This window comes from Cytophagaceae bacterium ABcell3, assembly GCA_030913385.1.
Taxonomy (GTDB): Bacteria; Bacteroidota; Bacteroidia; order Cytophagales; family Cytophagaceae; genus ABcell3.
The window spans coordinates 3,531,051-3,545,940 of record CP133159.1 but is presented as its reverse complement, the minus strand read 5'-3'; the positions used below and the strand labels follow the sequence as shown (position 1 = coordinate 3,545,940).

The 14,890-nt window shown below is 39.9% G+C and carries 12 protein-coding genes; 6 read left to right on the top strand and 6 right to left on the bottom strand.

Features of this window, described 5'->3' with window-relative positions; genetic code table 11:
- The first annotated feature begins 52 nt into the window (after positions 1–52).
- Positions 53–739, top strand: coding sequence for a hypothetical protein (locus RCC89_14270; protein ID WMJ74322.1), 687 nt, complete (start codon positions 53–55; stop codon positions 737–739).
- A complete protein-coding gene (locus tag RCC89_14265) occupies positions 726–2,372 on the top strand; it encodes a S8 family serine peptidase (protein ID WMJ74321.1) in 1,647 nt (548 codons plus the stop codon). The genes RCC89_14270 and RCC89_14265 overlap by 14 nt, the downstream gene beginning before the upstream one ends.
- Here RCC89_14265 and RCC89_14260 read toward each other — a convergent pair.
- From RCC89_14260 to RCC89_14245, 4 genes are read right to left on the bottom strand one after another with little or no spacing between them, the layout of a single operon-like run.
- Positions 2,365–3,642: an anthranilate synthase component I family protein gene (locus tag RCC89_14260; GenBank protein ID WMJ74320.1), complete on the bottom strand. Its 1,278-nt coding sequence runs from the start codon at positions 3,640–3,642 to the stop codon at positions 2,365–2,367. The two genes, RCC89_14265 and RCC89_14260, sit on opposite strands and share 8 nt — an antisense overlap.
- Positions 3,643–3,645: 3 nt before the next feature.
- The gene (locus RCC89_14255; GenBank protein WMJ74319.1) at positions 3,646–5,145 is read right to left on the bottom strand and encodes a tetratricopeptide repeat protein; all 1,500 of its coding nucleotides are present in this window, start codon (positions 5,143–5,145) and stop codon (positions 3,646–3,648) included.
- Between the two features lie 6 nt (positions 5,146–5,151).
- Positions 5,152–5,898, bottom strand: coding sequence for a C4-type zinc ribbon domain-containing protein (locus RCC89_14250; protein WMJ74318.1), 747 nt, complete (start codon positions 5,896–5,898; stop codon positions 5,152–5,154).
- Between the two features lie 4 nt (positions 5,899–5,902).
- Positions 5,903–7,000: a Nif3-like dinuclear metal center hexameric protein gene (locus RCC89_14245; GenBank protein WMJ74317.1), complete on the bottom strand. Its 1,098-nt coding sequence runs from the start codon at positions 6,998–7,000 to the stop codon at positions 5,903–5,905.
- A gap of 62 nt (positions 7,001–7,062) precedes the next feature.
- Between RCC89_14245 and lpxK the strand changes: the two genes are divergently transcribed.
- The 3 genes from lpxK to RCC89_14230 all read left to right on the top strand — a co-directional run bounded on the left by lpxK (position 7,063) and on the right by RCC89_14230 (position 11,095).
- Positions 7,063–8,100 carry a tetraacyldisaccharide 4'-kinase gene (gene lpxK, locus RCC89_14240; GenBank protein ID WMJ74316.1) on the top strand — a complete coding sequence of 346 codons (1,038 nt, stop codon included), beginning with the start codon at positions 7,063–7,065 and terminating at the stop codon, positions 8,098–8,100.
- A 502-nt stretch (positions 8,101–8,602) separates the two neighbouring features.
- Positions 8,603–10,483 (top strand): putative porin, encoded by a 1,881-nt coding sequence (locus RCC89_14235; protein ID WMJ74315.1) that lies wholly within the window; start codon positions 8,603–8,605, stop codon positions 10,481–10,483.
- 30 nt (positions 10,484–10,513) lie between these two features.
- Positions 10,514–11,095 (top strand): tRNA-(ms[2]io[6]A)-hydroxylase, encoded by a 582-nt coding sequence (locus RCC89_14230; protein ID WMJ74314.1) that lies wholly within the window; start codon positions 10,514–10,516, stop codon positions 11,093–11,095.
- 803 nt (positions 11,096–11,898) lie between these two features.
- Here RCC89_14230 and RCC89_14225 read toward each other — a convergent pair.
- Positions 11,899–12,066, bottom strand: a complete 168-nt coding sequence (locus RCC89_14225; protein ID WMJ74313.1) for a hypothetical protein — start codon at positions 12,064–12,066, stop codon at positions 11,899–11,901.
- Positions 12,067–12,484: 418 nt separating this feature from the next.
- Positions 12,485–13,750, bottom strand: a complete 1,266-nt coding sequence (locus RCC89_14220; protein WMJ74312.1) for an asparagine synthetase B — start codon at positions 13,748–13,750, stop codon at positions 12,485–12,487.
- 302 nt (positions 13,751–14,052) lie between these two features.
- On the opposite strand from RCC89_14220, the gene RCC89_14215 reads away from it, so the two are divergent.
- A complete protein-coding gene (locus tag RCC89_14215) occupies positions 14,053–14,838 on the top strand; it encodes a hypothetical protein (GenBank protein ID WMJ74311.1) in 786 nt (261 codons plus the stop codon).
- Positions 14,839–14,890 lie beyond the last annotated feature (52 nt).

Here is a 14,890-nt window from a genome sequence, read left to right as displayed (position 1 = left end):
GGAAAAAGCCTTCATTGCAATAATTTTCTCATTTGCCGGTTATATCAAAAATATGAACCGATTTTTAGCATTCGTTATTCTCCTGTTTTGTTTTCAGTCTTGTAAGACAGGAAAGCTAGACGCAGATTTGAGTGATCTGGGAACAGATTTCTACCCTGTAGAAAAGGGGATTTTTTCTGTTTATGATGTAAATGTTACAGAGTTTCTTTCTTCGGGTCCCCAGCATAGGTTTTATCAGGTTAAAGAATTGATCAAGGACACCCTTCATCTTTCGGGAGAGGTTATTTACCGGTTGGAAAGGTTTTATAGAAACGATAGCTTGCGGGAGTGGAAGCTACAGCCTGATTCTGTATGGACACTTCGTAAAAATGCCTATAATGTATTAAGAACTGAAAATAACATCAGGTTTTTGCGGTTGGCATTTCCTGTCCGTGAAGGGAAAACCTGGGATGGGAATGCACATAATATCTTTTCGAAGGAAGAATATAGAATTAGAAAGCTCGGACGTTCATTTTCTACGGGAGCAAAACATTACCCTCAAACACTTCATGTACTACATTCAGGAGACTCTAGTTTATTGGGAAAAGATTACCGGGAAGAGGTTTTTGCCAAAGATGTAGGGCTGGTTTATAAGGTGACTGAAAAAATCGAATATAGAAATGTAGGAGGGGTGGTAGGTACAGATACCACTGGTGGCATATTATATTATCAGAAACTTAGGGAATATGGCAAAGAGTAGACTGCTGTTATTCTTTTTATTATTGACTGTTACTTTTCCGGTATGGTCACAATCGTACCGCAAACATGTCATAAGATTTTCTAATAAAGAAGGTACTCCATACTCTGTCTTTGAACCAGAAGAATTCTTGTCAGAACGTGCTATTGACCGGCGCGATAAATACAATATACCAATTACCGAAGATGACCTACCCGTTAACCCTGCGTATTGTGATTCTATTCGTAGCACAGGTGCTTCTCTTTTATATACCTCCAAGTGGTTCAATGCCGCAGTGGTCTTAGCGGATGAAGAGCAATTAAATCAAATTAACAATTTCTCTTTTGTTAGGAGCAGTGATCGAGTAACCAGGGTGAAGATCTCCACTGAACCTCAAGAAGAGTCCATAGTTGATGAGAATAATGCTGCTTATCGCAGTGCCGAAACAAACCCTTTGTACGGACTTTCTTATAATCAGATCGCGATGATGAATGGGCAGCATATGCATTCTGAAGGGTATAAAGGTGAGGGAATGTTGATTGCTGTACTGGATGCTGGTTTTAACAGGGCAGATGAACAGCCTTATTTCAGGCATTTGTTCAATGAAGGTAAAATACTAGGCACCTATGACTTTGTTGATAACGAGGAGGAAGTGTACGAAGACCACCCACACGGAACACATGTGCTTTCGTTAATGGGCGCTTACCAAGAGGGAGAAATCATAGGTACGGCCTACCAAGCGGAATTTTTGCTTCTAAGGACAGAAGATGCTTCTTCCGAACTTCAGATCGAGGAGGTAAATTGGCTTTTGGGCGCCGAATATGCTGATAGTGCTGGTGCTGACATCTTGCAGACCAGCTTAGGGTATACTACTTTTGACGATCCATCTATGGATTATTCCTATGAAGATATGGATGGGGAAACCAGTTTGATTGTGCGGGCATCTACTTTTGCTGCATCTAAGGGCATGTTGTTAGTAGCAAGTGCAGGCAATGAAGGAAGCCGGTCTTGGCGCCATATTGTCACACCTGCCGATGGGAAAGAGGTATTGGCTGTTGGCGCGGTCAATGACCAAGGACGGTATGCGAGTTTCAGCTCCATAGGGCCTACGGCTGATGGAAGGATAAAGCCTGATGTGACCGCCCAAGGCAATAGGGTCTATATAGGGCAAGTCAATGGTAGTGTGAGCACAGGGTCGGGTACTTCCTATTCAGCACCTTTGGTTGCAGGGCTGGCTGCTGGCTTATGGCAGTCTTGCCGGGAAAAATCGGCAGTAGAGATAAGGGAAATTATTAAAGCCTCTGCCTCTCAATATGAGCACCCCGACAACCGCTATGGTTATGGTATTCCCAACTATTTAAAAGCAAGAGAAATGATGAAAGGGGAAGAAGAGATAGTTGAAGGTATTGCCTTTGGTCCCAATCCAGTAGCAGACGAGCCTTTTTTTATACATGTTCCTACAGAGAAAGTAAGGCCTTTTGATGTACGGCTGATAGATAATACTGGAAAAATCGTAGACTCTTTCTCTGGTACAGCATCCCCTCCAACATCCAAGTTTCGTGTGGATACAGCTAACTTGCTACCCGGCATGTATCTGGTACAGGTACATATTGAAAACCAAAGCACCTTGTTTAAGCTTTTGAAGGTGGTTAGGTGAGGGGTTGATTGAGCAACTGTCGAATGGCTTTGGTTTTCAGTAGGCACTCCTGGTACTCGTCTTCAGGTACAGAATCCCATGTGATGGCACTTCCGGCATGAAACGATAAGTACTGCTTAGGTTTGTTATAGATAATGCTTCTGATGACCACGTTAAAGTCAAAATCTCCATTAGGGGCGATATAGCCTGTAGCACCCGAGAAAAGTCCTCTTTTGCTTTCTTCCAGCGCATCTATAAGTTCCATGGCCCGTATTTTGGGCGCTCCTGTCATACTTCCCATAGGGAACGCATTTCTAATGGCTTCTGACCAATGTTTTTCCGGTAGCATTTCTGAGACTACTGTAGAGATCATTTGGTGTACTTGGGCAAAGGTATATATGCCAAACAGCTCTTCTACTATAACAGAGCCAGGGGTGGAACTTTGGGCTAAATCATTTCTGCATAGGTCCGTTATCATCATATTCTCCGCCTGTTCTTTTTCGCTGCTTTTCAGTCTTTGCTTTAACAACTCATCTTCTGCCTTATCTGTACCTCGTCGGCTTGTTCCTTTTATTGGTTGGGTGATTAGCTTTTTCCCTACTTTCTTTAAAAACCTTTCGGGTGAAGCAGAAAGCAAATACTGATCTTTTAATTTTAGATACGCAGAGAAGGGGGCAGGTGAAAACTCCAAGAGTTTAAGCCATGAATCCTCTGGGCTTAGCAGTGCAGGCTCAGAGAAAAACTCCATACAAAGGTTGAGCTCGTAAACATCTCCTTCGTAAATATGCTGTCGTACTTTTTTTACCTTCTCCAGATATGTTTCTCTGCTCATATTACACTTAACAGACGGAACCTGTGGGACGACTTTATCTGTATAGTCGTTCCAGTTAGAGATCTCGAGGTATATGCTGTCGGGGTTGGGAGACAAAATAGTTACACCGCCTTGATCAAAAAAAAGAATGTGCAGAGGACTGAAAAATGCTAGGTCTGGCAGTAATGCTTGGTCTGCATTAGTGCTTTTTAGATTTTCAATTTCATTTTTAAGATCATAGCCTAAATAACCAAAGAGCCAACCCTGATGCTTTTTATGAAAATCTCTTAATGATGCAATGGCATTTCCGGCAGGTAGTATCAGTGAATCTTTAGCGCCAAAGGCAATGATGGTAGGAAAAGACCCATAAGGGAATGGAATTTGGTTGCCATGTAAGCAAATGGCGTACGACTCTTTACTAGCCCGGTATAAAGCTTTTTGAAAAAAATGTTCATTAACCTTAAAGCTCTTTTCTTTCATTTTTTACTTCCCAATTTCACTTAAGGCCGCTTTGGCTTTGTTGTCTATGCTGTTTTTGTATTCATGGTTCTTAAACGAAAGCGCTAAATTAAAATATTCTTCCGCTTTTTGTATATCCCCAATGCTTTTAAAAATATAGCCTAATTGAAGTGCAGCGTTAGGGGCAAAGTATAATGGGGTATGTTCTGCAACATTTATGGTTTCCTGGTACTTTTCTATGGCCTGTTGCAGGTTACCGGTTTTGTGATATACCCTTGCGTATCTATAATGGTATTCAATATTGTCAGAAGGCGTTAGAAGCTCTTTCAGGGAAATGCTGTCCAGGCTTTTTATGGCCAAATCGTTATAACCACCGTCTGTAAATAGCCTTGCTTTCATAAGCTGTTTATTTGGAAAGTGCCGTTTTTTCGCAAAACTTTCGGCATATTTATCCGCATCATATACAGCAGCCCCTTGGGTAAGCACTTTAGATAAAGACTTTTCGGCTTCTTGATGTTTACCGGGCAGCCAATGGGTTAGGAATAACCTAAACCAAGTATCTTTAATAAAGTTGCTGCCCTTGTGCATTTTGAGGTATCGGTGAAAGTAGGTTTGGGAAACATGGTAGTCACCTTTGTTTAAGTAAATGAGTCCATGCATATAGTGCAAAAACGGTAACGACAAATAATCGGTACCTGATGGCGCTGTCGACAGTACTTTCAATGCAGCTTCGCTTTGGGTTTCCTTCATTAATATGGAGGAGTAAATAAAGCTTAAGAGTAAGTTGTCAGGGTGTTTTTGGTACAACTGCTTTATGTCTGTTAGATTTTTTTCGTTTAATATGTAATAGGCCGTAGAAAGCTTTATGATCTGGCTTTCTAAAGCATAAGTTTTGTCGTGCGCTATTACTTCGTCGAGCATGGATAAACCTGTCGGGACTTTACCGTGCATGCCAGCCAGCTTGGCTATCCATAAATATTTTTCAGGTATGGAACCTATAAGTATGTGCATAAGGCCAAAAGACTTTTTGTTAGGCAGGAAGTCAGGATATTTCCGCTGGTTTTCTTCAAGCATTTTGTAGGCTTGCCGGATACTCCAAGCTGCACTGATTTCATCCCCTGATTTAGCTTTTACAAAAGCCCATTGCAGTTTTACCTCAGCCATTGTAAACAGGTACCAAGGAGACTTCTTGTCCAGATTTTTGAGCTGCTCAAGACGCTTATTTTCGTTGGGCAAAAGCTGTTTGTACAGTTCAGGGTCTTCGTTTATGAAAACTGTAAGAACATCAATATAGTTTTCAAGGTAAATGGCAATGCCGTCAGTAGGTTTTTTCTGAAGGGCTTTGGACAACTGTTGGGAAGCAGGTACCGTTTTTAGCTTTATTAGATTTTGGTAGGCCTCTTTTGTTTCTGGTGTAAAGGCAAACTGTGCCTTTAGGGGAGAGGAAAATAGAAGTAGGGTGGCAACGATAAAAAAAGGGTGGAACTTATGAACCACCCTTTCTGTAAAACTAATTTCTATCAACTATACTTACTTTTTGGACGTTTCAAGAACAGGGGCTTCTACGTCAGCAAGAATTCTTCCACAGTGCTCACACACGATCAGCTTTTTCTTTTCTCTGATGTCTCCTTGCCTTTGAGGAGGAACGGTGTTAAAACATCCGCCACAAGCATCCCTTTTTACAGAAACGACAGCAAGACCGTTTACTGTATTTGTTCTGATTCTATTATAAGAGTGTAGCAACCTTTCTTCAATTTGTTTGCTTGCTTTCTCTCTTTCTTTCATCAACTGAGCTTCTTCATCTTTGCTTTCAGAAATGATCTGGCTTAGCTCATTGTTTTTGTTTTGCAGGTCTTTCTTTCTTTCATCAAGTATACCTTGCGTATCCTCGATCTCTTTGTTTTTCAGGTCAATTTTATGGTGCGCCTCTTTGATTCTTTTTTCAGAAATTTGAATTTCAAGGTTTTGAAGCTCAACTTCCTTGGTAATGGCATCATACTCGCGGTTATTTCTAACATTCATTTGTTGCTCTTCGTATTTCTTGATGAGCTTTTCCGCGTCTTTTATGGCCTGTTTGTTGTTGGAAACCTCCTGCTGTAGGTTTTCAATTTCTTTATTATATTTTTCAATTCTTGTTTCGTAACCAGCAAGCTCGTCTTCAAGGTCTCTAACTTCTTCAGGAAGATCACCTCTTATTTTTTGTATCTCAACAAGTTTAGAGTCTATTGTTTGGAGTCTTACGAGGGCTTCTAGTTTTTGTGCTACGGTACTTTCCATTTTTTCAGTAATAACTTATCGGGTTGGTTGTAGTATTAGATAAAATGAGTGCAATATTAGTGAATTTTTTTGACATAAACTCCTTAATGAGTTCTTTAGTAAAAACTTCACTTTCATAATGGCCTATATCGGCAATTATAATTTTATTTTCGGCATCGAAAAATTCATGGTATTTGAAATCTGAAGTTATGTAAACATCGGCTTTTTGTTTAATGGCATTTTTTAATAGGAAACTTCCTGATCCTCCACAAACAGCTACTTTTTTAACGGGTTTTTCCGGGAGTTGTGTATGTCGGATGCAAGACAATTGCATTTTCTCTTTAAGGTACTTCAGGAATGCTTGTGGAGGGAGCGGGTTTTCTAGCTCTCCATACATTCCGGAACCATTGTAAAAATCTGTGTTTTCTAGGGCTACTAGATCATAAGCGGGCTCTTCATAAGGGTGCGCCTCTTTTAGGGCTTGTAAAATACCGTTTTCTTTCCAAGCGGGATAAATGACTTCCGCCCTTACTTCTTTTACCTGTTCCTTGGTGTTAGCCGCTCCAATAGTGGGGTTTGCCTGGTCGTTAGGCCGGAATGTTCCTGTGCCTTGCAGTTGATAGCTGCATTCGCTGTAGTTGCCAATATTTCCGGCACCGGCATTATATACAGCACTTAAAACAATATCTTTATCTGATTCAGGAATAAAAACTACTAATTTTTTTAATGTACCCTTTTTAGGAGAAAGGATTTTTAGGTTCTTAAGTTCAATTTTCTCGCAAATTTTTCTATTTACCCCATTATGTACATTGTCCAGATTCGTATGCACAGCATAAATAGCAATATCGTTTTTGATTGCTTCTATAATGGTACGCTCTACATAATTACTGCCGGTAAGTTTTTTTAAACCCTTGAAAATTATGGGATGATGGGAAATGATGAGGTTACAGTTATTCGCAATGGCTTCTTTGATTACGTCTTCTGTAGTGTCTAGTGTAATCAATATATTTTTTACCTCTGTACTGCTATTACCGGTCAGCAAGCCGCTGTTGTCATAGCTTTCCTGAAGTGCAGTTGGTGCAATAGATTCAAGATAATTGACTACTTCGCTTATCTTTGTCATTAAAAAGTATTTATTTTAACCTGCAATTTAGTATTTTTCCGCTTTTGTAAAAGATAAAAAGTGTGAAATATCTATTATTGCCTTTTTCTTACCTTTATAAGCTTGTTACCGATTTTCGTAACCTGCTTTTTAAGAAAAACATTTTAAAGTCCTTTCAGTTTGAAACCAAAGTAATTGGAGTGGGTAACCTCTCGGTAGGAGGGACGGGGAAAACTCCTCATGTAGAATATCTGGTGAAATTGCTCGGCGAAAAATTTTCTATTGGAATTTTAAGCCGTGGTTATGGACGAAAAACCAAAGGGTTTATTTTGGCTGACGATTCCTGTTCTGCTGATACCATTGGGGATGAGCCATACCAATATTATTTAAAATTTAAACCAGAGGTTTCTGTAGCGGTAGGCGAGGAGCGCATTACTGCTATCCCGGCTATGCTCAAAGAGAACACTGATATAGACTTGGTTGTTTTAGATGATGCTTTTCAACACCGTTATGTAAAGCCGCATGTCAATATACTGCTCTCCGAATATGGCAGGCCTTTTTTTAAAGATTTTATCATGCCAGCAGGCCGTTTGCGTGAAAGCAAAAAAGGTGCTAAAAGAGCAGATGTAATTGTGATAACAAAGTGCCCAACCAGTTTGAGCGAAAAAGATAAAAATTACTATATCAAGAAAATCAAAAAGTATAGCAAGCCCAATGTGCCTGTTTTTTTTACCTCTTATAAGTATGGAACTCCTATCGCTTTCTCTGGACAGCAACAAGTCCCTAGCAAAAACATACTGCTTCTTACAGGGATAGCGGGCACTGATTACTTGTGCACTTTTTTAAAACATAAATACCATATAGTAAAACATTTAAAATATAGCGACCATCATAGATATAATAAGTATGATATAGCAAAAATAGTTAAAGAATACCACCGTTATAGTGAGGCTAGTGAGCTAGTGGTTTTTACTACAGAAAAAGACATGGTTAGGCTTATTCATTTAAAGGACCTTTTAGACAATATACCTGTTTTTTATCTGCCTATTGAAGTACAGTTTACTGACGAAGGCGCCCGTCAGGAATTTGCTGAAAGGATTTTTGAATTTACTTATAAATAAGGAAACTGAATTGCCCATTTAAGTATCTAGGAAGTAATAAGCATTTTACCTGTATGATAATATTACTTTAAGCTCTTCTTAATTTGGGGTATGTACTAATGTTAGAAAATGAGGTGGCCATTGATGAAATTGCGTTAAGAACTTTATAAGCATGGAGCGGCCAAAAATTTTGCTGTTTAAGCCCGACGCAAGGAGGGTGAGTTTCATCCCGATAGCTATCGGGATAGCGTAATGGTTATAAAGTTTAGCAAATTTCATCACAGGCCTTGACTTTTTTGCTTACTTTTTTTGTCTAAGAAAAAAAGTAAGGCCCTGCCGGCGAGGCAAAAATCTGCTAAGCGAGTCTTGGTAAGCTAATAAAACATGAGATGTTTAAATGGGTAAACCAAATTAGATATAAATAAGAAAATTAAAACTTATTTGTAAAATTGGTGCCTTATTCAATTCACTTTATATATTTTTGGGTGTGTTTTGGCCTAGAGTTTATTTAATACTTTGTTTAATGGCCTTTGCTTGTACGGCAAGGGCACAGATTGTGGACGATACTACCCAACTTATATATGGTCCGCATACCACCTTCTATGTTCTGGAAAATGAGGTGCTCAACAACCAGGAAGAGCTTCATCAGGTTGACACCACATTGGACGGACTGCACAATTTTAGGGCGGCATACCGTGCTTATGATACACCTTTTCAGGATTTAGGGCAATGGGGAACGGCGCTAAACCATATGTTTTACCAAAGGCCACGGCACTTGGGACGGCAAATGGGGTTTGATGCTTTCTTGCCTTATGCCGCAGATCCCGAGTTTATGAAGTTTTACGATACAAGGTCTCCTTTTGCAGATGTTAGCTATGTGCAAGGGGGACATGGACAGCAAATGGGACGGGCTTCTTATACCAGAAATATAAGTCCACAATGGAATTTTGGCTTTGACCTCGACAGGTTTACAGCACATAGGAATATAAACCTGCGGGGGCGTAACGATATTATGGTTAGCCACTGGCAGTTTAATGTTCATAGTAGGTATTTTTCAGCAGACAGGAAATATCAAATTATGGGAAGCTTTACGACCATGGACCATTCATCTGGCGAAACTGGTGGTATAGATGTAGGGCGACTTCCTGCCGACGACCTTTTCTTTTTTGAGCTGTCTCCTTCCAGATTACGAAACCCCACGAACCAGGGCGCCATAAGTGTACATAAGCAAACCGCCTTGAGGGTATATCAGCAGTATGCAATAGATTCTGTGCGCTTGCAGGTTTTCCATGTTTTTGACGGACGGAGCCGCTTGAACAGGTTCAGGCATCAACTACAAGGAACACCGGATACTCTTTTTTATACGCAACCTCCTTTTTCTCCAGACAATGGTTTTCATTATTTTTTTAATCCAACAAGAACTTATGACCAAACACGTTTTTTTGATGCTCAAAATACTTTTGGGGTAAAAGGAAATGCAGGAAACCTCTATTATAGAGGATGGTATAGAAATCGGGTGTTGGATTATCACCAGATAGGTTTGGAGGAGTTCATGCAGGGGCCGAGAACCTTTGTAGAGAACTTTTTTGGTGGGCTGGTGCGGTATGATATAGGTGATAATACAAATGTAGATGGTTCTGCAGAGATAAACCCTGGTAGAGATTATTATATAAGAAGTAATTTCCGAAGTAAATACTTTATAGCGGGAGCCAACCATATGGCTTACTCCCCTACAATGCTCCAACAGCATTATGTCTCTAACCAATTCATATGGAACAATGACTTTGACTTGACCACTCTTACAGATGGCTATGCCGGCTTAAGGTATAGGAACTCGTTTCTTAGGGCCAGTGTCACAGGAAATGTAAGCAGGCTGGACAACTATATCTACTTCAACCAGCAGGCTGTCCCTGAACAGGCAACCGAGCAAGTAAATGTTTATTCTGCAGATCTTAACCTGCACATGTGGTGGAGGTTCTTAAATTTTGAGCTGTTTGCACGTCGTTCCCATACTACTGGAGCCGATGTTATTCGTCTACCGCAAAATTATCTCCATTCCCGTTTTTATTTAGAAGGGCCTTTGTTTAGAGATGCGTTGTTTTTGCAGCTAGGGGCTGATGTACTTTACTTTAACAGGTATAGAGGTGATAATTATATGCCTGTAACGCAGCAATTTTATTTAAATGATGGTATAGGGCCAGGCATGACTACCGGAGGGTATCCTTTGCTAAATGTGTTCTTAAATGCTCAGATAAAAACTGTAAGGGTGTTTGCCCAGCTAAACCATGCCAATCAGTATATTTTTGATGAGCTATTTGATCGGGAAGGTTACTTTATGACTCCTCTGTATACAGATTTGCCCATGAACTTTATTTTTGGTGTGAACTGGAGATTCTATGATTAATCCTTATTAGCTATAAATATTTCAAATATTATGCTTGGACTAAAACTTCCAACAGATCCACGGTGGGTAAACATTGCCGAAAAAAGTATTAATGAAATCCTTACAGATCATGCCTACTGCGAACAGAAAGCGGCTTCTACCTGTATTTCTTTAATTATTCAATATCCTGAAAAAGAGAAGTTGGTAGAAACTTTAGCACCCATTGTTACAGAAGAATGGGGGCACTTCAGAATGGTACTGCGTGAGCTTGGAAAAAGAGGTTTCAAGCTGGGCGGTAAGCGTGTAGATGAATATGTTACCGAATTATTTAAGCTTGAGCGAAAAGGAGGAAAGCGGGAGCGACAGTTGATGGACAAATTATTGATCAGCGCACTGATAGAAGCCCGTAGTTGCGAGCGTTTTAGATTGCTTTCACTGCATATTAGCGATGACGACCTAAAGTCTTTTTATCATGAACTGATGATCTCAGAAGCAGGTCATTACCGTACTTTTGTAGATTTGGCCAAAGAATATATGCCAGAAGAAGAAGTAAAATCCCGCCTACAAGAAATGCTGGATGAGGAAGCAAATATTATAAATAACCTAGAGCTGAGAGGGGATAGGATGCATTGAGATGATGTGATGGTACGATAATATGATGTGTCTCGCAAGTCGTCAAGAGTTATGTAGAGCCGATTGCCTACCGGCTGATTCTCTCAAGGCTAAAAGATATTTTTAGAAGTAGAGCCGATTTTTTATCGGCTTAATCTACGTTAAGAGTAAAATCCTGAAAAAATTACGCCGTCAGCTCTAAAGGGCTGACGGGCAAAACCAAGTTTGATATTTAACACTCATTATTACCACTCACCCCACCACGTCTTTGCAAGGAGGAACGACGAAGATTATGCGACGCATGAATGTAGTGCCGATTTTTTATCGGCATGGCTAAGTCATAGGTTACGGTTGGTTTATCAGGAAATACCCGTCAGCGCCCACAAGACCTGACGGCGTATGGAGGAACGAGGGATCTGTCATTCTCTGACACATTTTAATATTTGGAAATTGTAACCTGCTTTACTCCAACAGACCCCGCAACAGGTGCGGGGATACAGCTATGGTATTATTTTAGTGCTTCAATCCCCCGTCATTGCGAGGAGGTAACGACGAAGCAATCTCATCGTCAGGTCTAATATTAACACTCTACAAATCAACCAACTCAGCTTACCCCTAACAGATTGCCGCGGCATTTTTTCATAAGACACCAAAGACTTTAAATTTCAAACCAAGAACTTTACCAAGCACTGTCTTGTGCCTCGCAATGACGGTTTGATTTTGACTTTCTGCAAATTATAATCTTTGTTTAATGTCAAAATTCCCCGTAGTCATTCTCTGTTATATCGCCCTGTCACGTCTTTGCGAGGAGGTAACGACGAAGATTATGCGACGCATGAATGTAGTGCCGGTTTTTTATCGGCATGGCTAAGTGAAGAGTAAAGCATTGTCCGTAAAAGTGGAGAATGGGTCAGGTTACGTTGTTTCATCAGGTAATACCCGTCAGCATCCACAAGACCTGACGGCGTATGGAGGAACGAGGGATCTGTCATTCTCTGACACAGTTTAATATTTGGCAATTTACATCCTGCTTTACTTCAACAGACCCCGCAACAGGTGCGGGGATACAGCTATGTTGTTGGTTTTTCTAGTTAAAATAACCTGCCAAAGGTTTCCCATGGGGCATGCAGATTAATGGATTTTGGGATAGCAACCTTAGGAGATCACCTCCGACAGATTGCTGCGGCATTTTTTTCACCAAAGGCTTTAAATTTCAAACCAAGAACTTTACCAAGCACTGTCTTGTGCCTCGCAATGACGGTTTTATTTTGACTTTTTGCAAGTTATGGTCTTTGTTGTAATTCAAAATTCCCGTAGCCATTCTTTTTCGCATCACCTCACTACGTCTTTGCGAGGAGGGACGACGAAGCAATCTCATCGTCAGGTTTGGTATTTAATACCCAAAAACAACTAGGTTTTCCTTTTTTTCTTTTTTGCAGCAGGGAAAAGAATATTATTTAAGATTAGGCGATAACCGGGCGAATTAGGGTGAAGGTTCAAGTCTGTAGGTTCTTCTCCCACAAAATGTTGATAATCTTCTGGGTCGTGGCCTCCGTAAAACGTCCAGGTGCCTTTACCGTAGGTCCCATGTATATACTTTGCTTCCCCAGCAGCTTTATTTTCTCCCAATATCAATACCTCTGGTTTGATCAGGTGCTTTTTAAAAGCTGTGGTTTGTCCCATAAACCCTTTGATCGTTGATTCATGGTTTTGGGTGAGCATAGAAGGTATCAAATCCCATTTGGCGGAGAACTCAAACAAGTTGAAAAAATCATTTTTTTCGTTAATTCCCCCTCTTTCATGTGGGTTGTTGTCTATATTGGAATACTCGTATTCGTAAGGATTGGTGACCAGCTTGAAATCCTGAAAGGCAAATGTATAATCAAAGTTCAGTTTACTTTGTGCATCAGGATCTGCTGGGTCCCCATCGTACATGCTTTCACAAATATCAGTGTCTTGAGCAGCCAAGGCAATGTCATAGGTATCTGTTGCAGAACACATCGCAAAAAGGAAACCTCCGCCTGCACAAAAATCCCTGATTTTCTTAACGACACCAAGCTTTAGTTGCGATACTTTGTCAAAGCCATGCTTGCGGGCTACAGCTTCATATTCTTCTTGTTGTTTAATATACCAAGGCTGGTTTTTATACATTGCGTAAAACTTGCCATACTGGCCTGTGAAATCTTCATGGTGCAAGTGTAGCCAGTCATATTTAGGGAGCTCTCCATACATCACTTCGTCGTCAAATACAATATCATAAGGAATTTCGGCATATGTGAGTACCAATGTTACAGCATCGTCCCACGGGAGTTTGGTTTTTGGGGAGTAAACCGCAATTTTAGGGGCTTTTTCAAGTTTTACAACTTCCATATTAACATCGGGCATGGAAATTTTTTCGAGAATACTCGTTGCTTTTGCCTCTGAGATTACCTCATAACTTACCCCTCTGATCAAGCATTCCTTTTCGAGCTTTTCGTTGTGATGGAACATAAAGCTGCCCCCGCGATAGTTAAGCAGCCAGTTTACATCCACTCCCTGCGTTAGCGCCCAGTAAGATATACCATAAGACTTTAGATGGTTTTTTTGTCCATCGTCCATGGGGATAAGAATCTTGGAGGCAAAGACAGCTGGTGAAAGGATAAATAGTAAAAGTGTGATAAAAAGTTCTTTTTTCATATGCTAAAGCCTGAATGTTCCTCTATTAGAAATTAACGTAAACTGTGTTTATATATTTTTGAAAATTATAATATAAACAGTTTTAAAAAAAAGTAGTTTAACATGTGGTGAAAATCCGATCAAAACTGTAAATTTGTTAGGTAAAATGCAAAATACTTAAAGATGTGTTTGCGTTTATGTGAAATAAAGAAAATCTTTACGTAATTTAGAATTTGGATTATTTGAAAAAATTATTTTCTTTTGTTTAGCCCTAATTGTTTTTAAATTACAGAACTGGAATAACCATTTATATGAACAATACCATGAAAATCAGATTTTTGCTATTTTTATCTCTTGTTCTGCCTATTGCGTCCGTAAATGCTGGCATACTTACACTGACAGGTGTTTATCAAGGGAAAAATCTTTATGTGCAAAATCCTTTTACCGGAAACATGAAAGACTTTTGCACGAACGATGTTTATATAAATGATGTAAAAGTCTTATCTAATGTACAGTCAAGTGCTTATGAAATAGATCTTTCTATACTTGGTATAGATGATCCTGTGACGGTAAAAATTACACACAAGGATGACTGTAAGCCAAAAATACTGAACCCTCAGGTAGTTAAGTCGACCAGTTCGTTTCAGTTTCACTCCTTCAATGTTGAAAAAGAGAATATTGTTTGGGCAACGAAGGGAGAAACTCCTAAAGGACGCTTTTTTGTAGAACAGTTTAAAAACAATAGCTGGGGAACAGTGAAGGAATTGACCGGTAAGTCTAGTAAAGTGATCAACAACTACCAAATAGGGTCAAGTTCACACCACTCAGGGTTAAATAAGTATAGAATAAAATATCTTGAGGCAGATGGTCAGGTGTTTTACTCACAGGTAATGGAGTTTGAGTCAGGCTTGGAGGCCATATCCATGTACCCAAAACGAGTCACAGACAAGGTGTACCTAAAACCACGAGCCGCAGAATATGAAGTCTTAAATCAATATGGAGACGTGATCAGTAAAGGATTTGGCAAAGAAATAGATCTCTCCAAAGCCGCCCAAGGAGTCTACTACCTCAATGTAGACAACCAAACGATCAAGTTCTTTAAGAAATAGAATATATTTTAATAGCAAAAACAAAAGACCCAGTTGATTCTGGGTTTTTTTG

Excerpts from the sequence above, each read along its gene's own strand:
- RCC89_14270 (WMJ74322.1), top strand. The coding sequence starts at position 53 with ATGAACCGATTTTTAGCATTCGTTATTCTCCTGTTTTGTTTTCAGTCT.
- RCC89_14265 (WMJ74321.1), top strand. The coding sequence starts at position 726 with ATGGCAAAGAGTAGACTGCTGTTATTCTTTTTATTATTGACTGTTACT.
- RCC89_14260 (WMJ74320.1), bottom strand. The coding sequence starts at position 3,642 with ATGAAAGAAAAGAGCTTTAAGGTTAATGAACATTTTTTTCAAAAAGCT.
- RCC89_14250 (WMJ74318.1), bottom strand. The coding sequence starts at position 5,898 with ATGGAAAGTACCGTAGCACAAAAACTAGAAGCCCTCGTAAGACTCCAA.
- RCC89_14245 (WMJ74317.1), bottom strand. The coding sequence starts at position 7,000 with ATGACAAAGATAAGCGAAGTAGTCAATTATCTTGAATCTATTGCACCA.
- RCC89_14235 (WMJ74315.1), top strand. The coding sequence starts at position 8,603 with ATGGCCTTTGCTTGTACGGCAAGGGCACAGATTGTGGACGATACTACC.
- RCC89_14230 (WMJ74314.1), top strand. The coding sequence starts at position 10,514 with ATGCTTGGACTAAAACTTCCAACAGATCCACGGTGGGTAAACATTGCC.
- RCC89_14225 (WMJ74313.1), bottom strand. The coding sequence starts at position 12,066 with ATGACAGATCCCTCGTTCCTCCATACGCCGTCAGGTCTTGTGGATGCT.
- RCC89_14220 (WMJ74312.1), bottom strand. The coding sequence starts at position 13,750 with ATGAAAAAAGAACTTTTTATCACACTTTTACTATTTATCCTTTCACCA.
- RCC89_14215 (WMJ74311.1), top strand. The coding sequence starts at position 14,053 with ATGAAAATCAGATTTTTGCTATTTTTATCTCTTGTTCTGCCTATTGCG.